The sequence below is a fragment of the Pseudooceanicola lipolyticus genome, from assembly GCF_002786325.1.
Classification (GTDB): domain Bacteria; phylum Pseudomonadota; class Alphaproteobacteria; order Rhodobacterales; family Rhodobacteraceae; genus Pseudooceanicola_C; species Pseudooceanicola_C lipolyticus.
The window spans coordinates 1-23,228 of the sequence record NZ_PGTB01000038.1; the positions used below are offsets into that span (position 1 = coordinate 1).

The window sequence follows — 23,228 nt, forward strand, 5'->3', positions numbered from 1 at the left end:
CGCGGGCGATCGCGGCGGCCCAGCCGGCCAGCCGGCCCGGCGCGGGAGGCGTCATCCGGCGCTCCAGCGCGGCCCAATATTCCTCGGGCACGAAGGGGGCGAGCGGCTTGAAAGGCGATTCCACGTTATGGTGGACCGGAGCTGGTTCAACGGGAGTGCGCCCGCGTTTCAACCTGCCAGAACGGGCCGCTTTGGCGCCGTAATTGGCTAATTTTGCCAAGACGGTGTCCTGACCAGACTCCTTCATCGTCACCTTTCAAGCCACGTTTCCGGACCAAGTCCGGTCGACCATGCCCCCTTGGCAAACCCACTCGTTACTCACTACGCGGATGCCGATGACCGGCATTCAGCCGATCGTGCATCCCAGGCCGGGGTCCGATCCCGCCACACCGTGAAACATCCAGACAAAACCAACTGGCAAACCCGGCGGGACCTCGCCCCTAAACGACCTGGGATCACCCTACTGATGCCGGCGCGGAACACTCGGAATTTCGGCCAGAACACATTGTTTCCACCCAGCGGCCTTTGATTTTATTGGATTTTCTCAAAAAAGGGTCTGAACAATGCGTCCCGTGGTCGGCGATTGTTTCCAAGGGCACGCAAATGACAACGGCCGCAGCCTGTTCGGGCTGCGGCCGCGCGATTCTGGGGCCGGGACTGTTTCGTGTGTCAGGCGTCGGCAACCGCCAGGGCACCAACCGCGGCCAAGGCGCCGGCCGTGTCGAGCATGCGGTTGGAAAAGCCCCATTCGTTGTCATACCAGCCCAGCACCCGCACCAGGCCGCCATCGCTGACGCTGGTCTGTGCGGTGGCAAAGATCGACGAATGCGGATCGTGGTTGAAATCGGACGAGACCAGCGGCTTGTCGGTGATCGCCAGGATACCCTTCAGCGGTCCGGCAGCGGCGGCGCGCATGGCGTCATTCACCGCCGCAACCGTGGCCGGGCGCTCGGGCACAAAGCAAAGATCGACCACCGAGACATTGGGGGTCGGCACCCGGATCGCCGATCCGTCCAGCTTGCCCTTCAGATGCGGCAGCACCAGGCCCACCGCCTGAGCTGCGCCGGTCGAGGTGGGGATCATGCTGAGCGCGGCGGCGCGGGCGCGATAGAGATCCTTATGCGCGGTGTCCAGCGTCGGCTGATCGCCGGTATAGGAATGTACCGTGGTCATATAGCCGGTGGCGATGCCGAACGCGTCATCCAGCACCTTGGCCATGGGCGCCAGGCAGTTGGTGGTGCAGGAGGCGTTCGAGACGATCATATCCGCGGCGCTCAGGCTGTCATGATTGACCCCGAAGACGATGGTCTTGTCCGCGCCGGAGGCCGGCGCCGAGCACAGCACGCGGCTGGCGCCATTCTGCAGATGCGCGGCGGCCTTGTCGCGGCTGTTGAACACGCCGGTGCATTCCAGCGCGACATCGACATCCGACCAAGGCAGCCTGGCCGGATCGCGTTCCGAGGTGACGCGGATCTTGTGACCGTTGATGCGGATCACATCGCCGCTCAGGGAAATATCCGCGTTCAACCGGCCATGCACCGAATCGAATTCCAGAAGATGCGCGTTGGTTTCCGGCGGCGCCAGATCGTTGATCGCGACGATCTCGACATCCTTCCGGCCGCTTTCGATCCAGGCCCGGAGAACACAACGGCCAATCCGTCCGAATCCGTTGATTGCGAGCTTTACCGTCATTTCAACCCCCAGCTTTGGTAGCGCTAACATCTGTAGGTGTAGCAAATCTTGCCCACGATTGCCAGTGCCTGCGACCGAGAGGCGCATGCCCGCCGATTTGCGGACATGGCGTCGCCGTGTCCCGGTTTGCCGTCAGGCGGCCTGGGCCTTGCGCGCGATGAATTCGAACAGCCGCGCCACCGCCTCGGCCCCGGGATCGTTGTGGCCGGCCAGCTGTTCAGCCGAGATATAGCTGGCGCGACCGGCCTTGGCGGTGCGCATGGTGGCGGTTTTTTCCGCCCCTGCCCGCGCCGCGGCGGCGGCCTTGTCGACGCCCTCGCCCAGCGCGTCCAGCGCCGGCATCAGCGCGTCGATCATGGTGCGGTCGCCGGGTGCGGCACCGCCGACCTGCTGGATCCGGTCCAGCCCGGCCCGCAGCGCGCCGATCGCGTCCAACCCGTTGGCCGAGCCGTCGCCGGCGGCGGCGAAGAAGATCGCCAGAAGCACCCCCGAGGATCCGCCCATGGTCTGGCTCAGCTCCAACCCGATGGCACGGTAAAGCTGGGTCAGGTCGGCCAGCGGCAGCCGGTCGCGCGCCTGCATCAGCGCCCGCGCCGCGGTGGCCAGGGTTGATCCGGTATCGCCATCGCCGGTATGGGCGTCCAGCTCGTTCAGGGCGGCCTCGGATTCGATCATCACCTGGCAGCAATCCGAGATGAACCGCGCCATTTCCGGGTTTTCCGACGGGATCGGCTGGATCGGCGTCAGCCCGTCGGGCAGCGGCTGGATCTCGACCTCGTCCACCGCCCGGCAGCCGGGCCAGGCCCAGGGTGTGACCGGCACCTGCAGCAACGCCTCTTCCGAGGCGCCGACCGGCAGCAGCGAGACCGAGAACCCCTGCATGTCCAGCGAGGTCATCAGCGGCGCCGGACCGATCAGCCAGCGGATCTGGTGGCCGATGCGCGAGCGCAGCAGTTCTTCGCCCAGCACCGCCATTTCCAGCGGCGTTGCCCCGCCCAGGTTGTTCAGCAGCGCCGCATGTGGCCCCGGCCCCATGCTGGGCGCCAGCCGGTCCACCACCATCGCCATGGCATCGGCGGCATTGGTGAAATCCACCTGCTCGATCCCCGGCTCGCCATGGATGCCCAGCCCCAGCTCGGCCTTGCCGGCCGGGATCCGGTCCTGCTTGGGCGAGCCGGGCACGGTGCAGGTGTCCAGCGACATGCCGATCGAACAGACCCCGGCGATCACCTTTTCCGCCGCCCGGGTGACGGTGTCGAGATCGGCGCCCTGGTCGGCCAGCGCGCCGGCGATCTTGTGCACGAACAGGGTGCCGGCCACGCCGCGCGCCTGCGGCGTATGCGGCAGCGCGATGTCGTCATCGACGATCACCATGCTGACCTTGAGGCCGAAGGCGCGCGCCCGCTCCGCGGCCAGGCCGAAATTCAGCCGGTCGCCGGTATAGTTCTTGACGATCAGCAGGCAGCCGCCCTTGCCGGTCACCGCCAGGATCGCCGCCAGCACCGCGTCGACCGAGGGGCTGGCAAAGACATCGCCGCAGACCGCGGCGGTCAGCATCCCCTGCCCGACAAAACCGGCATGGGCCGGCTCGTGCCCCGAGCCGCCGCCCGAGACCAGCGCCACCTTGGACTTGTCCCAGTCGGTGCGCAGCACCACCTTGATATGCGGATAGCCGTCCAGCCGCGCCAGCCGCCCGCCTCCGGTGCGCAAGGTGCCGTCGATCGCCTCGGTGATAAGGCTGTCCCTGGTATTGATGAACTGCGTCATATCCCCCTCCTCAGCGGATCCTGTCGCCCGCGGCGTCGAAATACAGCGGCGCGCGCGGCGTGATGGCCAGGGTGTCGCCCGGCTCCAGCCCGGTATGCGCCTCGGCCAGCGTCACGATGTCATGGCCCTCCAGCCGCAGGTGCAGCCGCGTCTGGTCGCCCAGATGTTCGACCCGCGTCACCTGTGCCGGGGTGCCGTCGCCCTGCCGGATATGTTCGGGCCGCATACCGATGGTCTTGGCCCCGACCGGCGCGCCGCCGAACATTCCCGCCGGCAGCAGGTTGATGCGTGGCAGGCCCAGCCGGCTGGCGACATATTGGCTGACCGGGGCCTCGTAGATCTCGCGCGGGGTGCCGAACTGCACCAGCTGCCCGCGATCCAGCACGCCGACATGAGTCGCCATGGTCATCGCCTCGATCTGGTCATGGGTGACATAGATCATCGTCGCGCCCAGATCGGCCTGGATCCGCTTCAGCTCGATCCTGAGATCGGCGCGCAGCTTGGCGTCCAGCGAACTCAGCGGCTCGTCCATCAGGAACACCTGTGGCGAACGCACCAGCGCCCGGCCGATCGAGACGCGCTGCATCTCGCCGCCGGAGAGCTCGGTTGCCTTGTTGTCCAGCTTGTGCGGGATGTGCAGCACCTCGGCCACCTCGCGCACCTTGCGCGCGATCTCGTCCTCGGGCGTGCGCAGGATCGGCGAGCGTAGCGGAAAGGCCAGGTTGTCGCGCACGCTCATATGCGGGTAGAGCGAATATTGCTGGAACACCATGGCGACGTCGCGCTGCGCCGGTGTCAGCCCCTGCACCGACCGGCCGCCGATCAGGATGTCGCCCTTGTCCAGCGTCTCCAACCCCGAGATCAGCCTGAGCGTGGTGGTCTTGCCCGCCCCGGTCGGGCCCAGCAGCACCACGAAGGCGCCGTTTTCGACCGTCATGGTCACGTCCTCGAGCGCCACCGTCGATCCGAAGGCTTTCGACACCCCGTTCAGCCGCACCTCAGCCATGGCCCAGCACCCCCTCGTTCAGATCCGAGCGCAGCGCCCGGCCCGAGGCGCTGTCGAACAGCGTCACCGTCGCCGGGTCGAAATCCAGCGCCACCGTGTCGCCGGTGCGCACCACCCGGTCCGAGCCGATGCGCGCCTTGATCTGGCCATTGGCGGTGTCCAGCGTGACGATCTGGGTGGTGCCCAGATATTCCGCCGCCAGGATGCGGCCGCGATAGCTGCCCTCGTCACCCAGGCGCACATGTTCGGGCCGTACCCCGAAGACCATGTCGCCGTCGAAGGGCTCGCGCATTTCCGGGATGCCGAAGCCCTGGCGATGCATCTGCACCGAGGTCGCCCCGGCCTCGACCGTGCCGCGGAACTTGAGGAAGTTCATCGCCGGCGAGCCGATGAAATCGGCGACGAACATGGTGGCCGGCTTGTCATAGATGTCCTGCGGCGCGCCGAACTGCTCGACCACGCCGTGATTCATCACCACGATCTTGTCGCCCATCTGCATCGCTTCCAGCTGATCGTGGGTGACATAAACCGTGGTTGCCCCCATCCGGTCATGCAGCGCCCGCAGCTCCTCGGACATATGTTCGCGGAACTCGGCATCCAGTGCCCCCAGCGGTTCGTCCATCATGAACGCCTTGGGATCACGCACGATGGCCCGGCCCAGCGCCACCCGCTGCCGGTCGCCGCCCGACAGGCCGCCGACCGGACGGTTCAGGATCTCCTCGATCCCGAGGATGCGCGCCACTTCGGCGACCTTTGCCTTGACCTGCGCCTTGGGCATGCCCTGGCTGACCAGCGGATAGGAGATGTTGCGCCGCACGTTCATATGCGGGTACAGCGCGAACATCTGGAACACGAAGGCGATATCACGCTCCGAGGCCGGTTTCTGGCCCACCTCCTCGCCGTCGATATAAATCTCGCCCGAGGTTGGCAGTTCCAGCCCGGCAATCATCCGCAACGTGGTGGTCTTGCCGCAGCCCGACGGCCCCAGCAGCATGAAGAATTCGCCATCCTCGATCCGGAAGGACGAGGATTTCACCGCGGTGAAGCTGCCGAAATCCTTGCGCAGGTTATTGATCACGATCTCGGCCACGGCTCACTCCGGGAAATGGCTGACGATGATGAACATCACGGTGCCCACCAAGGTGACGAAGAAGGAATAGGAATAGGCGATCAGCCAGAAGGGCTGCATCAGCATCAGGACCCCCAGGGCGATCAGGATCGAGGCCAGCATCTCCCACGGCCCGCGCCGCAGCCGCATCAGCCCGCCGATAAATTCAGCCATGCCGCCCTCCTGCTGGTTTGCTTTGACAGATGTTCAAAATCCCGCCCTCCTCACTTGCGCACGGCGCCGAACGTGATCCCGCGCAGCAGATGCTTGCGCAACAGGATGGTGAAGATCATCACCGGCAGCAGGAACAGGGTGGCGCCCGCCGCCACCGCCGGCCAGTCGAGCCCGCCGATGCCGATGATGGTGGGGATGAAGGGCGGCGCGGTCTGCGCGGTGCCGCTGGTCAGCAGCACGGCGAAGGCATATTCGTTCCAGGCGAAGATCAGGCAGAAGATCGCGGTTGACGCGATGCCGGTGGCCGCCTGCGGCAGCACCACCTTGTAGAAGGCCTGGAACCGGGTATAGCCGTCGATCAGCGCCGCCTCTTCATATTCGCGCGGGATCTCGTCGATAAAGCCCTTCAGCAACCAGACTGCCAGCGAGATATTCACCGCCGTATAGAGCAGGATCATCCCCAGATGTGTGTCGCTCAGGCCCAACTGGCGGTACATCAGGAAGATCGGGATCGCCACCGCGATCGGCGGCATCATCCGGGTACTGAGGATGAAGAACAGCAGGTCGTCGGCCAGGGGTATCTTGAAACGGGAAAACGCATAGGCCGCCAGCGTGCCCAGGAAGATACTGAGAAAGGTCGAGCCAAAACCGATAACCACCGAGTTGAAGAACCGCTCGCCGAATTTCGACGGCCCGGCAATGACCATGTCATATTCGCGCACGATCCGATCGGCCCAGTTTTGCGGCGGGTTGGCCGCCAGGTATTCTTCGGTCTGCCGGGTGCGGGTGGTGAACAGGTTGACATAGCCTTCCAGCGTCGGCTCGAACACCACCTTGGGCGGATAGCTGATCGCATCGGCCGGCGATTTGAAGCCGGTGATGAAGATCCAGACCAGCGGGATCATGGTGATCACCGCATAGAGCACCACCAGGGTGCCGGCGATCCGCTTTTGCCGCCGCGACGGTTCGGTGATCGAATAGCCGCTCATGCCGCGCGCCCCCTCGGTGTTGTGCAATCTGCCAGCCGCTGCCCAGCCCTGCGGCCGGTGCCCCCGGCGGGCGAATGTCTACAGAAACGCAGGGATTGCCCTCGCGTCTTGTCGTTCCGGATACTCAGAGACCCTGCCCGCATCATCAGCGCTCCTTCACCTTGTTCAGCGCCTTGACGTAGATCGAGGCCAGCCCGAACACGGTCACGAACAGGATGATCGCATAGGCGCTGGCATAGCCGGTGCGCCATTTCTCGAAGGCCTCGCGCTTGAGGTTGATCGAGGTCAGTTCGGTCACCGATCCCGGCCCGCCGCCGGTCAGCTGCACCACCAGGTCGAACATCTTGAAATTCTCGATGCCGCGGAACAGCACCGCCAGCATCAGGAACGGCAGCACCATCGGCACGGTGATGGTGAAGAACTGGCGCAGCTTGCTGGCGCGGTCGATCTCGGCCGCTTCGTAGATGTAATCGGGGATCGAGCGCAGCCCGGCCAGACAGATCAGCATCACGAAGGGCGACCACATCCAGGTGTCGACGATGACGATCGCCCAGGGCGCCAGGGTGACCGATCCCAGCATGTCGAAACTCGACGGGTCGGCGCCGGTGAAGAAGGCGACGATATAATTGATCAGGCCGATCTGCGGCTGGTACAGGAAGGTCCAGAAATTGCCCACCACCGCCGGGCTCAGCATCATCGGCAGCACGATGATCGTGGTCCACAGGTCATTGCCCTTGAACTTGCGGTTGATCAGCCAGGCCAGGGTGAAGCCGATCAGCACCTGCAGGAAGATGGTCCAGAACAGGAAATGCGCGGTCGCCTGCATGGTCAGCCAGATGTCGCTGTCCGTCAGGATCCGCTCGTAATTGCGGAAGCCGATATACTCCATGCCCCGCGCCGCGCGGTTCGCCTTGAAATTGGTGAAGCTGAGGTTGATGGTCCAGATCAGCGGAAAGATATTCACCGCCAGCAGCAGGAAGATGGTTGGCGCCACGAAGATCCAGGCGATGGCCCGGTCCGACAACCCCCTGATCCGGCGCGCCATCACCGGTGGGGTGGCCTTGGCCGCACGATTCATCAATGTTTCGGTCATGAACCTGTTCCACCACTTGCTGGGATCGGGCCCGCGCGGCGCGGGCGGGGGGCCCTCTCCCACCGGCGGTGGGAAAGGGCATAGGGCGTTGCGCCTTAGATCTTGCCTTCGTCCTCGAAGACCTCGGTCCAGTCCTCGATCAGCATGTCGAGGGCCTCTTTGGCCGTGCCCTGATCGGCGACGACATAGTCATGCATGCGCTTCTGCATCGCCAGCAGCAGTTCGGCATAAGCCGGCTCCTGCCAGAAATCCTGCACATTCCCCATCGCCTCCAGGAAATCGCCGGCAAAGGGCGCGCTGTCGGCGAAGCCGGGATCGTTCAGCACCGCGTTGTGGCAGGAATAGCCACCCAGTTCCCACCATTTCTGCTGCACGTCGGGCTGGGCGAACCACTTGATATATTCCAGCGCCGCATCCTTGTGGTCGGAATAGCTGACCACCGAAATGCCCTGTCCGCCGAGGGTCGAGCCTTCGATATTCTGCCCCGGATTGACGAAGAAATCGATCTTGTCGCCGCCGGTATTGGGATCGGCATAAAGGCCGGGGAAGAAGGCGAACCAGTTCATCGCCATCGCCACCTGGCCCGATTTGAAGGCGTCCAGGCTTTCTCCCATATACGAGTTGGTATAGCCCGGCGGCGTCGCGGTTTCATAGAATTCCTTGTAGAATTCAAGCGCCTCCACTGCCTCGGGTGAATTCACCGCGCCTTCCATGTCATAGGAGCCGGGGGTGTTCTCATATTTGAAACCCCAAGGGTACAGCGCCCCGGTGACCCCCATGGTGATGCCTTCCGAGCCGCGCTCGGTAAAGATCGCCGCGCCGTAGACGGTGTTGCCGTCGATCTCGCGCCCCTGGAAGAACTGCGCGATCTCCAGCAGTTCTTTCTGGGTCTTGGGCTCGGCCAGGTCGCGGCCATGCGCCTCTTTGAACGCGGCCTGGATGTCCTCGCGGGCAAACCAGTCCTTGCGGTAGAACCAGCCATTGGCATCGCCCATCGCCGGCAGCGCGTAATAGTTCGGCTCGCCCTTGGGCCAGGTCGAATAGGCATATACCGTCGCCGGGGCAAAATCGTCCATGCTGATGCCATTGGCATCGAAGAACTCGTTCAGCTTGACGTAATGGCCGTTCTCGGCGCCGCCGCCGATCCACTGGCTGTCGCCGATCAGCAGGTCGCACAGCTTGCCGCCGGAATTCAGCTCGTTCAGCATGCGGTCGGCAAAATTGGGCCAGGGCACGAATTCGAAATTCATCGTGTGACCGGACTGGGCCTCGAAATCCTTCGACAGCTCGACCAGCGCATTGGCCGGATCCCAGGCCGCCCAGCACAGGGTCAGGTCGTCCGCCTGCGCCTGGCCCGCCATCGATCCGACAGCCGCGGCACAGACTGACGCGGTCAGATAAGTCATCATCTTCATGATAGTCCTCCCTCTGGTGAACCCGGCATCCCCACCTAGCAACAGGTCCTCCGCCTGCCGGATTGTTAAAACTCTAGGTGAGGAACGTACCTCAAGTAAAGAAATTTCTGAGGTACGCCCATCAAGGCAATCTTCTTGCGCGCTATCTTTTGTCAGAACTCCGCTCTAACCCCTTGCGGCGCCTGTACTTTCACGCCGCAGGCTTGACCCAGACGCCGCCCCGGTCGGACGAACGTACGCAGGCCTCGACAAAGGCCACCCCGGCCAGCCCGTCCTCGACGGTGGGATAGATCACCTCTGGCGGCACCGGCGCGCCGGCCGCATGGGCACGAATCGCCGCCGCTGCCTCGGTGTATAGCGTGGCAAACCCTTCCAGGTAGCCCTCAGGATGCCCGGCCGGGATCCGCGTGACCCGCGCCGCCGCCGCCCCGGCCCCGGCATTGCCACGGGTCAGCCGCCGCGGCGGCTCGCCAAACGGGCTGTGCCACAGCGTGTTCGGCTCCTCCTGCGCCCAGCTTAACCCGCCCTTGTCACCATAGACCCGCAACCGCAGCGCGTTTTCATTGCCCGGTGCCACCTGCGACGACCACAACATGCCGCGCGCGCCGCCGACATAGCGCAGCAGCACATGGGCATTGTCATCGACCCGCCGCCCCGGCACGAAGCTTTGCAGGTCGGCGCAGAGCGCCTCCAGCTGCAGCCCGCTGACAAAGCCCGCCAGGTGATAGGCATGGGTGCCGATATCGCCGATGCTGCCGCCGGCGCCAGAGCGCGCCGGGTCGGTGCGCCATTCGGCCTGTTTCGCCCCGGTGGTCTCCAGCGCCTCGGTCAACCAGTCCTGCGGATATTCCACCTGCACCACCCGCAGCTGGCCCAATTCACCCGCCGCCACCATCTCGCGCGCCTGGCGCACCATCGGATAGCCGGAATAGTTATGGGTCAGGATGAACAGCGCCTCCGAGCGCTGCGCCGCCTGCAGCATCCGCTTGGCCTCGGGCAGCGCCGCGGTCAGCGGCTTGTCACAGATCACGTGGATGCCGCGTTTCAGGAATTCCCGCGCCGCCGGGTAATGCATGTGGTTGGGGGTGACGATCGCCACCGCCTCGATCCCCTGTTTCAACCGCGCCTCGCGCTGCGCCATGTCGGCAAAATCGTCATAGACCCGGTCCGGGTCCAGCCCCAGATCGGCGCCCGAGGCCTGTGATTTCTCCGCGGTGGCGGAAAAACACCCCGCCACCAGCTCGAACTGGTCATCCAGCCGCGCTGCCATCCGATGCACGCCGCCGATAAAGGCATCGCGCCCGCCGCCGACCATGCCCAGCCGAATCCGCCCCGCATTCTGCCGTTCCATCCCGTTTCCTCCCGTCAGTTATGTCTGATTGATCTCACTTCGCGCCGCCGGCGCGGATCAGCGCCAGCGCTTCGCGATAGACGCTCTCTTCGCTGTCAAACAGCGGCCGCCACACCTTGGTCGCCGCGGCGATGTCGGGCAGCGCGTGGCCGAAGGCCTCGACCGTCAGCCAGCCGTCATAGCCGCGCCGCGCCAGCGCCGCGAAAACCGGGGCAAAATCGACATGGCCCCGCCCCGGGATGCCGCGGTCATTTTCCGAGATATGCACGTGGCGGATGCCGTCGCCATGATCGGCGATCACCCCCGCCGGATCGCGCTCTTCGATATTGGCGTGGAAGCTGTCATAGGTCCAGCCATAGCCCGGCACTTCGACCTCGGCCACCAGCCGCGCCGCCGCCTCGGCGGTGTTCAGCGCGTAACATTCGAACCGGTTCAGCGGCTCCACCGCCAGCACCAGCCCGGTGTCGCGGGCATGTTCGGCCATCGCCCGCTGCGAGGCGACCAGACGCGCCCATTCCGCCGCACTCGGGCCGGCACCGGAAAACTGCGCCAGCGGCTGGTAAAACGGCCCGCACAGCACCTCGGCGCCCAAGGCGACGGAACAGTCGACCAGCCATTTCAGATAGTCGACCCCGGCGGCGGCATGGTCCGGATCGGCGCTGATCGGGTTGCGCGCCTCGTCCTGCACGATCGCCACCACCGTCGCCGCCAGCCCGATATCGCCCAGCTGCCGCGCCAGCCGGCGATATTGCGCCGGGTCGCCCTGGAAAATCGGCACCTCCACCCCGTCATAGCCGGCCGCCTTCAGCTGCTCCAGCTGCGGCAGCAGCGCATCGGTGACATGGGTGGTCCATAACAGCAGATTGAACCCCGCCTTCATCCTTTCCCCTCCCAATACGTCTGTGCTTGCCAATTCCTCCGGGGGAGTCGCCCGCAGGGCGACGGGGGCAGCGCCCCCGAAACGGGTGGGCGGGCGGGCCCGCCCACCGCGCCCGCTAGATCCCCAGCATCTTGCGGTTTGCCGCCGCATCGGCGCCGCCGGCGGCGAAATCGTCAAAGGCGTGTTCGGTCACCCGGATGATGTGATCGGCGACAAAGGCCGCGCCCTCGCGGGCGCCGTCCTCGGGATGTTTCATCGCGCATTCCCATTCGACCACCGCCCAGCCGTCGAAATCATATTGCGTCAGCTTGGAAAACACCGCGCCGAAATCGACCTGGCCGTCGCCGAGGCTGCGGAACCGCCCGGCGCGGTCGACCCAGGACTGATAACCGCCATAGACCCCCTGCCGCCCGGTCGGGTTCAGCTCGGCATCCTTGACGTGGAACATCTTGATGCGCTCGTGGTAGATGTCGATATTGTCCAGGTAATCCAGCGCCTGCAGCACGTAGTGCGACGGGTCGTACAGCATGTTGCAGCGGGCATGGCCGTCCAGTCGGTCGAGGAACATCTCGAAACTGACGCCGTCATGCAGATCCTCGCCGGGATGGATCTCATAGCAGATATCGACCCCATGCGCGTCGGCGACATCCAGGATCGGCCGCCAGCGCGCCGCCAGCTCGTCGAAGGCGGCCTCGATCAGGCCGGCGGGCCGCTGCGGCCAGGGATAGACATAGGGCCAGGCCAGCGCGCCGGAAAAGGTCACATGCGCGCTGATCCCCATGTTGCGCGAGGCGGCAATCGCCAGCTTCACCTGTTCCACCGCCCATTCCTGCCGCGCCTTGGGATTGCCGTGCACCGACGGGTCGGCAAAGCCGTCAAAGGCGGTGTCATAGGCCGGGTGCACCGCCACCAGCTGGCCCTGCAGATGGGTCGACAGCTCGGTCACCTCGATGCCGTGCTCGGCCGCCTGGCCCTTGAAGGTATCACAATAATCCCGGCTTTCCGCCGCGGTTTTCAGGTCGATCAGCCGGGCGTCCCAGCTGGGCACCTGCACCCCCTTATAGCCGCAATCGGCGGCCCAGCGGGTGATCGACTCCCAGGAATTGAACGGCGCCGCGTCGCCGGCGAATTGCGCCAGGAACAGCGCCGGGCCCTTGATGGTCTTCATATGGTCTCCTCCCCTCGCCTGCCGGTCAGGGCAGGTTTTCCTTGATCACGATCTCGATCCTGATTTTCTCCTGGCTGGCGATCACGCCAACCCCGTCGCATTGCGCCTTCAGCACCCGCGCGGCACTGCGCGCCAGGTGGCCGGCATTCTGGTTGATGATCGCGTCGATGGTGCCGGCCTCCAGCGCGGCGCGGGAATGCGGGGTCAGGTCGTGGCCCACCACCACCTGCCGCCCGGCCAGCCCGCGTTCGGCCACCACCTGCGACACCCCGCGCAACCCGGCGCCGGCGCAATAGATGCCGACCACGTCGGCATGGCTGTCCAGGCATTGCGCGATCACCCGCGCGGTGACCTCGTGATCGTCGCGCCCCTCGACCGTGGGCAGCGCCGTGAGGCCGGGGAACTGTTCGGACAGCACCTGGTCAAAGCCGATCCGCCGCTCGACCATGTCGCGCGCCTGCATCGAATTCACCACCACCGCCACGCTGCCGCGGCGCGGCCCGGCAAAGCGGCCCATCAGAACCGCCGCGGTGCGCCCCGCCGCCATGTTGTCGATGCCGATGAAATGGTCGCGCTCGGAATTGGGCTGGTCGGTGATCAGCGCCACCACCGCCATGCGGCGCGCCTTCAGCCGCGCGATCAGGTCGCGCATCATCGGCGTCTCGTTGCCCATCACCGCCACGCCGTCCACCGCGATACGTTCCAGCCGGCGGAACACGTTGACCAGCGCCACCGGATCGCTGACCGGAACCCGCAGCACCTGGATCTCGCAGCGATCCAGCTTCAGCCCCAGCGCCGCCTCGTCAATGGCGTCCTGCAGCACCTTGAGGAACTGGCTGGGCGTGTCCGGCAGCAGGAAGGCAAAGCGATAGCGCCGCTGCCGGGCCAGGTTGGCGGCCGAGATGTCGCGCACATAGCCCAGCCGCGACACCGCCTCGCGCACCCGCTTGACCGTGACCTCGCGCACACCGGCGCGTTCGTTCAGCACCCGGTCCACGGTGGCCAGGCTGACGCCGGCCTCTCTTGCGATATCATGTACCGTGGGTTTGCTCATGCCGCACCTTCCAGAAGATCAAGGTATGGCAGAATTCTGAGGTACGTCAATCAGAACTGCAGCCGCCGCAGTGCCGGTTGCCGGCTTCCCCGCCCTGTCTGGGCCTGCTAAACCCAGAGTGCAACGGCAAAAGGAGCGGCGGGCGGATGCCGGACGTAACGCGGCGCGGCCAGGTGCGCGGGCCGATGACGATGACGCTGAAGCAGCTGGAAGCCTTTGTCTGGATCGTCGATCTGGGCAGCTTCCGTGCCGCCGCCGAGCGGCTGCACACCACCCAGCCGAATATCTCGGTGCGGCTGAGCACGCTGGAGACCGCGCTGGGGGTGACGCTGATGGAACGGGATGCCGGCTCGGTCCGGCTGACCCCGCGCGGCCGCGACCTGCTGGATCATGCCCGCCGGGTGCTGCGCGAGGCGGATGCGCTGATCGAGGCCTCGGGCGAGACCCAGCTGTTCGACGGCAGCCTGCGGCTGGGCGTGACCGAGATCATCACCCAGACCTGGCTGCGCGCCTTCCTGCGCGCCTTTCGCGCCCGCTATCCCAATATCAGCGTCGAGCTGACCGCGGCGATGTCGGCCAGCCTGGAACAGGAACTGTTCGCCCGTGCCCTCGACCTGGCGCTGCAGAACGGCCCGTTCACCCGCACCGCCACCGGGGTGGTGCCGCTGGGGCGCTATCCGCTGATCTGGGTCGCCTCGCCCGCCCTGAACCTGCACGGGCGGCGGCTGAGCGCCGCTGAACTGGCGGCACAGCCGGTGCTGACCCATGCCCGCGGCAGCCTGTCCCATGCCGAGGTGGCCGAACATTTCCGCGACCGCCGGGCGCTGTCGGTGCGGCTGGTACCGTCCAGCAACCTGGCCGCCGGCATGGATATGGCGCGCGACGGCATGGGGGTGGCGGCGATGCCCGAGGTGATGGCCGCCCCGGTGCTGGCGCAGGGCGAACTGGTGCGGCTGGACTATCCTTGGGTGCCCAAGGCACTGGAATTCGTCGCCCGCTATGACGCTGCCACCAGCCCCGGCTTTGTTGCCGCCGCCGCCGAGATCGCCCGGCAGGTCGCCGCGGACTATGCGCCGCGGCCGGAGGCACCAGAGGATAAAATTTCCTCATCCAAAGAAAAAAATCAAATAATTTGATCTGATCCATTGCCGGGCCTAGCGTCCGCCGTGACGGGAATGCAGCGGAAGGGCGGCAACGCATGGCACAGGCTTTGGTCCGGATGGGCATCGATATCGGCGGCACCTTTACCGATGTGGTGGCCGAGGTGGATGGCACGCCCTATTCCACCAAGGTGCTGACCACCTATGGCGCGCCCGAGGACGCCATCATCGAGGGCATTCACCGGGTCTGCGCCCAGGCCGGGATCGCCGCCGGGGCGATCGGCCAGATCATCCACGGCACCACGCTGGCCACCAACGCGCTGATCGAACGGCGCGGCGCCAAGACCGCGCTGATCACCACCGAGGGCTTTCGCGACGTGATCGAGATGCGCACCGAAAGCCGGTTCGAACAATACGACCTGAACCTGAAACTGCCCGACCCGCTGCTGCCGCGCCAGCGCCGCTATACCCTGCGCGAACGGATCGACGCCCAGGGCAAGGTGCTGATCCCGCTGGACCGGGCCGAGATCGAGGCGCTGGCCGACCGGCTGCGGGCGGCGGAATATGAAAGCATTGCCATCGGCCTGCTGCATTCCTACCAGAACGACGCGCATGAAAAGATGGTGCGCGACGTGCTGGAAGAGAAATTGCCCGGCGTGATGGTGTCGCTGTCCTGCGAGGTCAGCCCGCAGATGCGCGAATACGAACGCTTCAACACCGTGGTCGCCAACGCCTACATCAAGCCGCTGATCAAAAGCTATCTCGGCCGGCTGGAGGCGCGGCTGCGCGACGAGGGTGTGCAATGCCCGGTCTTCCTGATGCATTCGGGTGGCGGCATCATCGCGCTGGAGAGCGCCGCGGATTTCCCGGTTCGGCTGGTCGAATCCGGCCCCGCGGGCGGCGCGGTCTTCGCCGCCAATATCGCCGCGCGCTATGGCCTGTCCCATGTGCTGAGCTTCGACATGGGCGGCACCACCGCCAAGATCTGCCTGATCCGCAACCAGACCCCCAAAACCGCGCGGGTGTTCGAGGTGGCGCGGTCTTACCGGTTCAAGAAGGGCTCGGGCATGCCGATCTCGATTCCGGTGATCGACATGGTGGAAATCGGCGCCGGCGGCGGGTCGCTCGCGTCGGTCGATTCGATGCGCCAGATCCGCGTCGGCCCGGAATCGGCGGGCTCGGAACCCGGCCCGGCCTGTTACGGGCGCGGCGGCGCGCGCCCGGCGGTGACCGATGCCGACCTGGTGCTGGGGCGGCTCGATCCCGGCAATTTCGCCGGCGGGTCCATCACCCTGCACCCGGACCAGTCCGAGGCGGCGCTGGCACGCGATATCGGCGAGACTCTCGACATGGACGCGCAGGGCGCGGCCTTTGGCCTGTCGGAAGTGGTGGACGAGAACATGGCCAATGCCGCCCGCGTACACGCGGTGGAAAATGGCGAGGACCTGGCCGATTACACCATGATCGCCTTTGGCGGCGCCGCGCCGCTGCATGCCGGGCGGCTCTGCGAGAAACTGGGGGTCAAACGCGCGCTGGTGCCGCCGGGGGCCGGGGTCGGCTCGGCCATCGGCTTCCTGCGGGCACCGTTCAGCTTCGAAGCCAACCGCAGCGTCTATACCCGCCTATCCGACCTGGACCCCGACGCGGTGCGCGCGCTGCTGGGCGAGCTGGAGGAGGAGGCGACGAAATTCGTCCGCTCCTGCGACGCCCAGGCGCCGATCAACTGCGATTACAAGGCCTATATGCGTTATACCGGGCAGGGCTGGGAAATCCCGGTGCCGCTGTCGCCCGAGGACGCCGCCAGCCCCGATGAAAAGCGGTTCCAGGAGCTGTTCGAGGCGGATTACACCACGCTGTTCGGCCGCCCGGTGGCCGGGCTGGATATCGAGATCACGGTGTGGTCGGTCAACGCCACCACACCGCCGCAGCCGGTGACGCCGGTGGCGGCACCGGGGCGGATCACCGAGGCCGAGGTCGGCGCGACCCGCGCCCTGTTCGACCCGGCCAGGGGCGAAGTCGCCAAGGCTGCGGTGGTCGAACGCAAGGCGCTGGATACCGGGCAGCGGCTGACCGGTCCCGCCGCGATCACCGAGGACGAGACCACGATCATCGTGCCGTCCTCGTTTTGCGCGCTGCGGCGGGCGGATGGCTGTATCGAACTTCTTTCGCAGGAGGCCGGCGCATGAGCGGCACAACCTCGACCGTATCGAACCAGGTGATGTGGAACCGGCTGATCTCGGTGGTGGAGGAACAGGCGCAGGCGCTGGTGCGCACCGCCTTTTCCACCTCGGTCCGCGAGGCCGGCGATCTGTCCGCCGGTGTCTATGACGTCAAGGGCCGGATGCTGGCCCAGGCGGTGACCGGCACGCCGGGCCATGTCAACGCCATGGCCGACGCGGTGGGCCATTTCATCCGCCGGATCGGCCGGCAGAACATGTTCGAAGGCGATGTCTATATCACCAACGACCCGTGGGAAGGCACCGGCCATCTGCATGACATCACCGTGGTCACGCCGTCCTTTCTGAACGGTGTTCTGGTGGGCTTCTTCGCCTGCACCGCGCATGTGGTCGATGTGGGCGGGCGCGGCTTTGGCGCCGATGCCAACTCGGTCTACGAGGAAGGCATCTACCTGCCGATCATGAAATTCGCCGAACGCGGTACGGTCGACCAGACGCTGATCAAAATCGTGCGCGGCAATGTGCGCGAGCCCGACCAGCTGGTCGGCGACATCTATGCGCTGGCCGCCTGCAACGAGACCGGGCACCGCCGCCTGATCGACATGATGGGCGAATTCGGCCTATCCGACCTGGAAGGCATTGCCGGTTTCATCCTGGAGAATTCGCGCCGCGCCACGCTCGAGCGCATCGCCGCCCTGCCCCGCAAATCGGCCGAGGGCGAAATGGTGATCGACGGCTATGACAGCCCGATCACCCTGCAGGTCAAGCTGGACATCGAAGAGGACCGCATCCTTTGCGATTTTGCCGGCACCTCGGGGGTGGACCGCAAGGGCATCAACGTGCCGCTGGTCTATACCAAGGCCTATGCCTGTTACGCGCTGAAATGCGCCATCGCGCCGGAGATCCCCAACAACGCCGCCAGCCTTGCGCCGTTCGAGATCAGCGCGCCGGAAGGCACCATCGTCAACGCGGTGCATCCCGCGCCGGTGGCGCTGCGCCACGTGATCGGCCACATGATCCCCGACACGGTGTATGACGCGCTGGACAAGATCCTGCCCGCCACGGTGCCGGCCGAAGGCGCCGGCAGCCTGTGCAACTTCCAGGTCTCGCTGCGCCCGGCCTCCGAGGCGGCGCGCAAGGCCGGCGCGCGCCGGGCCGAGGTGCTGGCGTTCAATTCCGGCGGCTCGGGAGCGCGGCCCGCCCTGGACGGGATGAGCGCCACCGCCTTCCCCTCCGGCGTGATGACCATGCCGGTGGAGGCAACCGAACACACCGGCCCGGTGATCATCTGGCGCAAGGAGCTGCGGCCGGATTCCGGCGGCGCCGGCCAGTATCGCGGCGGGCTGGGGCAATATATGGAGGTCGGCGCGGCCACCGGGCACGAGTTCGACTTTCAGGCGATGTTCGACCGGGTCAACCACCCGGCGCGCGGCCGCGCCGGCGGGCAGAACGGCGCCCCCACCACCATCGCCCAGGATGACGGCACCGCGATGCGCGGCAAGGGCAAGCAATACGTGCCCGAGGGGCGCAAGGTGATGTTGGCCTTTCCCGGCGGTGCCGGCTATGGCCCGGCCGCGGCGCGCGACCGCGACCTGGTGAAACGCGACCTGGCGCGCGGCTATATCTCGGCCGCGGCGGCGCGCGATATCTACGGGCTGACCGCCGAGGAGATCGATGCCGTCGCCGCGGCGCTGGAACGGGGAGAGGCGGTATGAGCGCGCCCGGCCTGCCCAGCGCCCCGAACCACGCCAGCTATGACGTGGTGATCGTTGGCGGTGCCATGTATGGCGCCGCGGTGTCGTGGTTTCTGACCGACACGCCCGGCTTCACGGGCCGGGTGCTGGTGATCGAGCGCGACCCGGCCTATGAATTCGCCTCGACCTCGCACACCAATTCCTGCATCCGCCAGCAATACAGCCAGGAAATCAACGTGCGGATCTCGCAATTCGGCGCCGATTTCGTCAAATCCTTCCGCGCGCGGCTGGGCGGCGATCCGCGCGTGCCCGACCTGGTATTGCAAAGCTTTGGCTATCTCTATCTGGCCGACGACCCCGCCTTTGCCGCGGCCCTGCGCGAGGCCCAGCAGCTCCAGGCGGCCTGCGGCGCCGCCACCCGGCACATGACGCGGGACGAGATCGCGGCAGCCTATCCGTTCTATCACCTCGACGACATCCTCGCCGGCAATCACAATCTGGTCGACGAGGGCTATTTCGACGGCGGCACCATGTTCGACTGGTTCCGCCGGTCCGGCCGCGAACGCGGGGTCGAATATATCCATAACGAGGCAGTGGCGATGACCCGCGAGGGCAACCGCGTCACCTCGGTCACGCTGAAATCCGGCGAACGGGTGAGCTGCGGCCATGTCGTCAACGCCTCGGGGCCGCGCGCGGTGCTGACCGCGCGGATGGCCGGGCTGGACCTGCCGGTGGAACCGCGGCGCCGCTTTACCTTTATCTTCGACGCCGCGCAGCCGCTGGACCGCGACCTGCCGCTGACCATCGATCCCTCGGGCGTGCATATGCGCAGCGACGGGCGCTATTACATGGCGGGCTGTCCGCCCGATGACGATCCGGCCGTCGATTACACCGACTTCACCCCGGATCACGCGATCTGGGAATCCAAGGTCTGGCCCGCCGTCGCCCACCGCGTGCCGCAATTCGAGGCGGTGAAGCTGATCAATTCCTGGGTCGGGCATTACGCCTATAACACCTTCGACCAGAACGCGATTGTCGGCCCGCATCCGGAGGTCGGCAATTTCATTTTCGTCAACGGGTTTTCCGGGCACGGGTTGCAGCAGGCGCCGGCCATCGGCCGTGGCGTGGCGGAATGGCTGGCCCATGGCGAATACCGCAGCCTCGATCTGACACCCTTCCGCTATGAAAGGATTGCCGAAGGCGCGTCGCTGACCGAGAAAGCGATCATATGACCGGACAGGCAAGAAGGAGAATGCAATGACGAAGATCTCGAAGATCGTGTTGACCGGCGCGGCAGGCGCCCTGGGCGGCCGGCTGCGGGCACCGCTGGCGCGGTTGGCCGATACGCTGGTCTCGACCGACCTGGCCGAGTCGCTGGACGGGCTGGCCGACAATGAAACCTATGTGAAGGCCGATGTCGGCGACGCCGCCGCGATGATGGAACTGATCGAAGGCGCCGACATGGTAGTGCATTTCGGCGCCATCCCCGACGAGGCCCCGTTCGAAGAGATCCTGCATTCCAACTTCCTCGGCGCCTATAACGTCTGGAACGCGGCGCAGAAACACGGGACCCGGCGGATCATCTATGCCAGCTCGATCCACGCGATGGGCATGTATCCCAAGACCGTGCAGATCACCACCGACATGCCGCACCGGCCCGACACCTTCTATGGCCTGTCCAAGTGTTTTGCCGAGGATATGGCCAGCATGTACTGGGACAAATACGGGCTGGAGGCGGTCTGCCTGCGGATCTACTCCGCCTCGGGCCCGGTGCAGAACGCCCGCGCCTTGGGCTCGTGGCTGTCCTATGACGACCTGATCCAGCTGGTCGAGAAATCGGTGACTTCGCCGATCACCGGCTTTGCGGTGATCTATGGCGTGTCCAACAACGATCGCAGCCCGGTGGACAATTCCAAGGCGTCCTTCCTGGGCTATCGGCCCAAGGACAATGCCGAGGATTATGCCGCGGAGATCCTCGCCAAAACTCCCGTCGCCGATCCGCAGGACAAGGGCCAGATGTGCCATGGCGGCCCCTTCGCCACCGTGCCGCTGGGGGTGAGCGGGGTGCAGTTCATCAAGAAGATGAGCGAGGGCAACTGAGGCGGCGGCGCGCCCGTAGCTAAGACGGCAATGCGGCCCCGGATCAGGTCCGGGGCTGCGGCCGGGCGCCATTGTGTTTAGGCGGGTTCGTCTTCCGCCAGAAACGCCTGCATCCGCCCCAACGCGCGGCGGATATTCTCCTCGCTATTGGCATAGCTGACGCGGATATAGCCCTCGCCCAGGGTGCCGAAATCGGGGCCGCCGATGGTGGCGACACCCGCCTGCTCCAGCAAGGCCGAGGCCAGCGGCTTGGCCTTCCAGCCGGTCTCGCGGATATTGGGGAAGGCATAAAAGGCGCCCTTGGGCACCACGCAGCTGACCCCCGGCATCGCGTTCAGCAGCTCGACCACCACCTTGCGGCGGGTATCGAAGGCGGCGCGCATCTCGGCCACCGCGTCCTGCGGGCCGGTCAGCGCCGCCAGCGCGCCGAATTGCGCCGGCGCGTTGACGCAGGACCAGGCGTTGACCGCCAGCTTGCGCGCCTTGTCATACAGCCCGTCGGGCCAGATCGAATAGCCCATGCGCCAGCCGGTCATCGCATAGGTCTTGGACCAGCCGTTCAGCACGATCAGCCGGTCGCGGATCTCGGGATAGTCCAGCAGGGTGACATGTTGCTCGCCGTCATAGAGCAGCTGGTCATAGATCTCGTCGGACAGCACCGCCACCTGCGGATGCTCGGCCAGGCCCGCCACCAGCCGGTCGATTTCGGCGCGGGGGGTTACACCGCCACAGGGATTGGCCGGCGAATTCAGGATCAGCAGCCTTGTGCGCGGGGTGATCAGCGCCAGCGTCTCCTCGGCCGAGACGGCAAAGCCCTTGTCCTCGCGGATCGGCACCGGCACCGGGGTAGCGCCGGTGAATTCGATCATCGAGCGATAAATCGGAAAGCCGGGATCGGGATAGAGGATCTCGGCCCCCGGTTCGCCGAACATCAGGATGGCGGCAAACATGGTGACCTTGCCGCCGGGCACGATCAGCACCGAATCGGGGCTGACCTCGACCTGGAAACGGCGGTGCAGGTCGCTGGCCACCGCCTCGCGCAGGGGGCGGATGCCGGTGGCGTCGGTATAGCCGTGCTGCCCGTCGCGCAGCGCCTTGACCGCCGCCTCGACGATATGCGGCGGGGTCGGGAAATCGGGCTGGCCGATGCCCAGGTTGATGATGTCGCGCCCCTGCGCCGCCAGCGCATTGGCGCGGGCCAGAACGGCAAAGGCGTTTTCTTCCCCGATGCGATCAAAATTCGCGATCGTCTGCATGGCGTGCCCTTTCAGAATTCGTTGTGGCGGATGTTGTTCAGCATCTTCTGCAGCGTCAGCAGAAACTGCTGCCGCTCTTCCGCGCCGATACCTTCCATCATCCGGTGATAGTCGCGCCACATGATCGGCCAGAACCGGTCGAATTCGGCGCGACCGGCCTCGGTGAGATAGATTTCCCGCACCCGCGCATCGCTGCTGCGCTCGACCCGGCGCACCAGCCCGGCGGCTTCCATCGCCTCCAGCGTGCGGCTCATGGTCGATTGCTCGGTGACGGCATAGACCGAGAGTTCGTTGATCGTGAGGCCCGGCAGCACCGCCAGCACCGCCAGCGTGCGCATCTTGGCGGTGGTCAGGTTGCTCTGTTTCAGCACGCCCTGCAGGTCGGCGTTATAGCGGCCGATGACGCGGTTCATCAGGTAGGGGACGAAATTGCCCAACCCGATCTCGCCCAGGGCTTCGACCTGATCCATAGGCACCTCGGCCCGCTTGTCCATCTCTTCCCCCCGCCATGGTTCCGCGCGCCCGCCCGGACACCGCCGGGCAGTGCCTGTCTCTGGCGTGAATGGCGGCAAAATTCAATGCCCCTTGGGCCGATGCCCCGGATCCGGGCGGTCCGAAACGAAAATGGCGCGGGAATGATCTCCCGCGCCATGCACTCGTCAAAAAATAGGTCCGGAGCCGGGTCAGGCGACCTTGAAGGTCTTCAGCTGGTCCACGGTTTCCTGGGCACGGGCGGCAAAGGTCTCGGATGCGCCCTTGACGATGTTGTAACGAATTTCGCCCAGTTCACGGACGCCAGCACCCAGTTCTTCGACTGCGTTGCGGGCATAGTCCTGCTCGATCTGGAACACTTCCTGCATGTTTTGCGCGTTCAGGGTGGCCAGGGTGGCCGAGGCACGCGCATTCATCAGCGTGCCAAGCATCTGAAGAAACTTGGTGTTGTGCTGGATCTCGCCTTCGATCACGGCGGTGCCGGCGCTGCGGAAATCTTCGGTGGTCTTGACGGCAGCTGCACGCAGCGTGTCGCCAGATTCCTTGACCCAGGCTTCGGCCTTGGCCAGGTTTTCCTTGACGATTTTCGGATCGACGGTTGCGGTCGCGCTCGGTTTCTTCGTACGGGTGGTCATATCAATATCCTTTCATTTGCCAGCTTACTCGGACGGCCCGGTCTTCGGCACGCGCCCTTATGCTGCAGTGCAGAAGA

Annotated in this window: 21 protein-coding genes; 5 read left to right on the forward strand and 16 right to left on the reverse strand. The window is 65.7% G+C overall.

Annotated features, from left to right (window positions below; genetic code table 11):
* The 13 genes from CVM52_RS27460 to CVM52_RS11465 all read right to left on the reverse strand — a co-directional run.
* On the reverse strand, positions 1 to 247 hold a 247-nt coding region (locus CVM52_RS27460), incomplete at its 3' end, for a hypothetical protein (protein ID WP_205964943.1).
* 422 nt (positions 248 to 669) lie between these two features.
* Positions 670 to 1,692: a type I glyceraldehyde-3-phosphate dehydrogenase gene (gene gap / locus CVM52_RS11410; protein WP_100162625.1), complete on the reverse strand. Its 1,023-nt coding sequence runs from the start codon at positions 1,690 to 1,692 to the stop codon at positions 670 to 672.
* Between the two features lie 132 nt (positions 1,693 to 1,824).
* On the reverse strand, positions 1,825 to 3,459 hold the full coding sequence (locus CVM52_RS11415) for a dihydroxyacetone kinase subunit DhaK (protein ID WP_100162626.1): 1,635 nt from the start codon (positions 3,457 to 3,459) through the stop codon (positions 1,825 to 1,827).
* Between the two features lie 10 nt (positions 3,460 to 3,469).
* Positions 3,470 to 4,465, reverse strand: coding sequence for an ABC transporter ATP-binding protein (locus tag CVM52_RS11420; protein WP_100162627.1), 996 nt, complete (start codon positions 4,463 to 4,465; stop codon positions 3,470 to 3,472).
* Positions 4,458 to 5,555: an ABC transporter ATP-binding protein gene (locus CVM52_RS11425; RefSeq protein WP_100162628.1), complete on the reverse strand. Its 1,098-nt coding sequence runs from the start codon at positions 5,553 to 5,555 to the stop codon at positions 4,458 to 4,460. The genes CVM52_RS11420 and CVM52_RS11425 overlap by 8 nt, the downstream gene beginning before the upstream one ends.
* A 3-nt stretch (positions 5,556 to 5,558) precedes the next feature.
* Positions 5,559 to 5,747 carry a hypothetical protein gene (locus CVM52_RS11430; protein ID WP_100162629.1) on the reverse strand — a complete coding sequence of 63 codons (189 nt, stop codon included), beginning with the start codon at positions 5,745 to 5,747 and terminating at the stop codon, positions 5,559 to 5,561.
* 50 nt (positions 5,748 to 5,797) lie between these two features.
* Entirely contained in the window at positions 5,798 to 6,736 is a 939-nt protein-coding gene (locus CVM52_RS11435; protein ID WP_100162630.1) for a carbohydrate ABC transporter permease, read from the reverse strand.
* A 145-nt stretch (positions 6,737 to 6,881) separates the two neighbouring features.
* Positions 6,882 to 7,829 carry a carbohydrate ABC transporter permease gene (locus CVM52_RS11440; RefSeq protein ID WP_100162631.1) on the reverse strand — a complete coding sequence of 316 codons (948 nt, stop codon included), beginning with the start codon at positions 7,827 to 7,829 and terminating at the stop codon, positions 6,882 to 6,884.
* 95 nt (positions 7,830 to 7,924) lie between these two features.
* A complete protein-coding gene (locus CVM52_RS11445) occupies positions 7,925 to 9,244 on the reverse strand; it encodes an ABC transporter substrate-binding protein (protein ID WP_100162632.1) in 1,320 nt (439 codons plus the stop codon).
* 190 nt (positions 9,245 to 9,434) lie between these two features.
* Positions 9,435 to 10,595, reverse strand: coding sequence for a Gfo/Idh/MocA family protein (locus tag CVM52_RS11450; RefSeq protein WP_100162633.1), 1,161 nt, complete (start codon positions 10,593 to 10,595; stop codon positions 9,435 to 9,437).
* A gap of 34 nt (positions 10,596 to 10,629) precedes the next feature.
* Positions 10,630 to 11,475, reverse strand: coding sequence for a sugar phosphate isomerase/epimerase family protein (locus tag CVM52_RS11455; protein WP_100162634.1), 846 nt, complete (start codon positions 11,473 to 11,475; stop codon positions 10,630 to 10,632).
* A gap of 115 nt (positions 11,476 to 11,590) precedes the next feature.
* Positions 11,591 to 12,643: a sugar phosphate isomerase/epimerase family protein gene (locus CVM52_RS11460; protein ID WP_100162635.1), complete on the reverse strand. Its 1,053-nt coding sequence runs from the start codon at positions 12,641 to 12,643 to the stop codon at positions 11,591 to 11,593.
* Positions 12,644 to 12,668: 25 nt separating this feature from the next.
* Positions 12,669 to 13,697 (reverse strand): LacI family DNA-binding transcriptional regulator, encoded by a 1,029-nt coding sequence (locus CVM52_RS11465; protein WP_100162636.1) that lies wholly within the window; start codon positions 13,695 to 13,697, stop codon positions 12,669 to 12,671.
* Between the two features lie 146 nt (positions 13,698 to 13,843).
* Here CVM52_RS11465 and CVM52_RS11470 point away from each other — a divergent pair, with 146 nt between their 5' ends.
* The 5 genes from CVM52_RS11470 to CVM52_RS11490 all read left to right on the forward strand — a co-directional run bounded on the left by CVM52_RS11470 (position 13,844) and on the right by CVM52_RS11490 (position 20,768).
* Positions 13,844 to 14,833, forward strand: a complete 990-nt coding sequence (locus CVM52_RS11470; protein WP_240620942.1) for a LysR family transcriptional regulator — start codon at positions 13,844 to 13,846, stop codon at positions 14,831 to 14,833.
* Positions 14,834 to 14,895: 62 nt separating this feature from the next.
* The gene (locus CVM52_RS11475) at positions 14,896 to 16,983 is read left to right on the forward strand and encodes a hydantoinase/oxoprolinase family protein (RefSeq protein ID WP_100162638.1); all 2,088 of its coding nucleotides are present in this window, start codon (positions 14,896 to 14,898) and stop codon (positions 16,981 to 16,983) included.
* Positions 16,980 to 18,689 (forward strand): hydantoinase B/oxoprolinase family protein, encoded by a 1,710-nt coding sequence (locus tag CVM52_RS11480; RefSeq protein ID WP_100162639.1) that lies wholly within the window; start codon positions 16,980 to 16,982, stop codon positions 18,687 to 18,689. The genes CVM52_RS11475 and CVM52_RS11480 overlap by 4 nt, the downstream gene beginning before the upstream one ends.
* The gene (locus CVM52_RS11485; protein ID WP_100162640.1) at positions 18,686 to 19,900 is read left to right on the forward strand and encodes an NAD(P)/FAD-dependent oxidoreductase; all 1,215 of its coding nucleotides are present in this window, start codon (positions 18,686 to 18,688) and stop codon (positions 19,898 to 19,900) included. The genes CVM52_RS11480 and CVM52_RS11485 overlap by 4 nt, the downstream gene beginning before the upstream one ends.
* A 34-nt stretch (positions 19,901 to 19,934) precedes the next feature.
* Positions 19,935 to 20,768 (forward strand): NAD-dependent epimerase/dehydratase family protein, encoded by an 834-nt coding sequence (locus tag CVM52_RS11490; protein ID WP_100162648.1) that lies wholly within the window; start codon positions 19,935 to 19,937, stop codon positions 20,766 to 20,768.
* 77 nt (positions 20,769 to 20,845) lie between these two features.
* On the opposite strand, the gene CVM52_RS11495 is transcribed toward CVM52_RS11490, so the two are convergent.
* From CVM52_RS11495 to CVM52_RS11505, 3 genes are all read right to left on the reverse strand, one after another.
* A complete protein-coding gene (locus CVM52_RS11495) occupies positions 20,846 to 22,024 on the reverse strand; it encodes a pyridoxal phosphate-dependent aminotransferase (RefSeq protein WP_100162641.1) in 1,179 nt (392 codons plus the stop codon).
* Positions 22,025 to 22,035: 11 nt separating this feature from the next.
* Complete coding sequence (locus tag CVM52_RS11500; protein ID WP_100162642.1) at positions 22,036 to 22,518, reverse strand: MarR family winged helix-turn-helix transcriptional regulator; 483 nt, start codon at positions 22,516 to 22,518, stop codon at positions 22,036 to 22,038.
* A gap of 189 nt (positions 22,519 to 22,707) precedes the next feature.
* A complete protein-coding gene (locus CVM52_RS11505; protein ID WP_100162643.1) occupies positions 22,708 to 23,151 on the reverse strand; it encodes a phasin family protein in 444 nt (147 codons plus the stop codon).
* Positions 23,152 to 23,228: the final 77 nt, after the last annotated feature.

Bases quoted from the DNA above. Each gene is read 5' to 3' on its own strand.
- CVM52_RS11460 (WP_100162635.1), bottom strand. From the start codon at position 12,643: ATGAAGACCATCAAGGGCCCGGCGCTGTTCCTGGCGCAATTCGCCGGC.
- gap (WP_100162625.1), bottom strand. From the start codon at position 1,692: ATGACGGTAAAGCTCGCAATCAACGGATTCGGACGGATTGGCCGTTGT.
- CVM52_RS11475 (WP_100162638.1), top strand. From the start codon at position 14,896: ATGGCACAGGCTTTGGTCCGGATGGGCATCGATATCGGCGGCACCTTT.
- CVM52_RS11470 (WP_240620942.1), top strand. From the start codon at position 13,844: ATGCCGGACGTAACGCGGCGCGGCCAGGTGCGCGGGCCGATGACGATG.
- CVM52_RS11435 (WP_100162630.1), bottom strand. From the start codon at position 6,736: ATGAGCGGCTATTCGATCACCGAACCGTCGCGGCGGCAAAAGCGGATC.
- CVM52_RS11445 (WP_100162632.1), bottom strand. From the start codon at position 9,244: ATGAAGATGATGACTTATCTGACCGCGTCAGTCTGTGCCGCGGCTGTC.
- CVM52_RS11505 (WP_100162643.1), bottom strand. From the start codon at position 23,151: ATGACCACCCGTACGAAGAAACCGAGCGCGACCGCAACCGTCGATCCG.
- CVM52_RS11440 (WP_100162631.1), bottom strand. From the start codon at position 7,829: ATGACCGAAACATTGATGAATCGTGCGGCCAAGGCCACCCCACCGGTG.
- CVM52_RS11450 (WP_100162633.1), bottom strand. From the start codon at position 10,595: ATGGAACGGCAGAATGCGGGGCGGATTCGGCTGGGCATGGTCGGCGGC.
- CVM52_RS11420 (WP_100162627.1), bottom strand. From the start codon at position 4,465: ATGGCTGAGGTGCGGCTGAACGGGGTGTCGAAAGCCTTCGGATCGACG.
- CVM52_RS11480 (WP_100162639.1), top strand. From the start codon at position 16,980: ATGAGCGGCACAACCTCGACCGTATCGAACCAGGTGATGTGGAACCGG.
- CVM52_RS11430 (WP_100162629.1), bottom strand. From the start codon at position 5,747: ATGGCTGAATTTATCGGCGGGCTGATGCGGCTGCGGCGCGGGCCGTGG.
- CVM52_RS11495 (WP_100162641.1), bottom strand. From the start codon at position 22,024: ATGCAGACGATCGCGAATTTTGATCGCATCGGGGAAGAAAACGCCTTT.
- CVM52_RS11500 (WP_100162642.1), bottom strand. From the start codon at position 22,518: ATGGACAAGCGGGCCGAGGTGCCTATGGATCAGGTCGAAGCCCTGGGC.
- CVM52_RS11485 (WP_100162640.1), top strand. From the start codon at position 18,686: ATGAGCGCGCCCGGCCTGCCCAGCGCCCCGAACCACGCCAGCTATGAC.
- CVM52_RS11465 (WP_100162636.1), bottom strand. From the start codon at position 13,697: ATGAGCAAACCCACGGTACATGATATCGCAAGAGAGGCCGGCGTCAGC.
- CVM52_RS11415 (WP_100162626.1), bottom strand. From the start codon at position 3,459: ATGACGCAGTTCATCAATACCAGGGACAGCCTTATCACCGAGGCGATC.
- CVM52_RS11455 (WP_100162634.1), bottom strand. From the start codon at position 11,475: ATGAAGGCGGGGTTCAATCTGCTGTTATGGACCACCCATGTCACCGAT.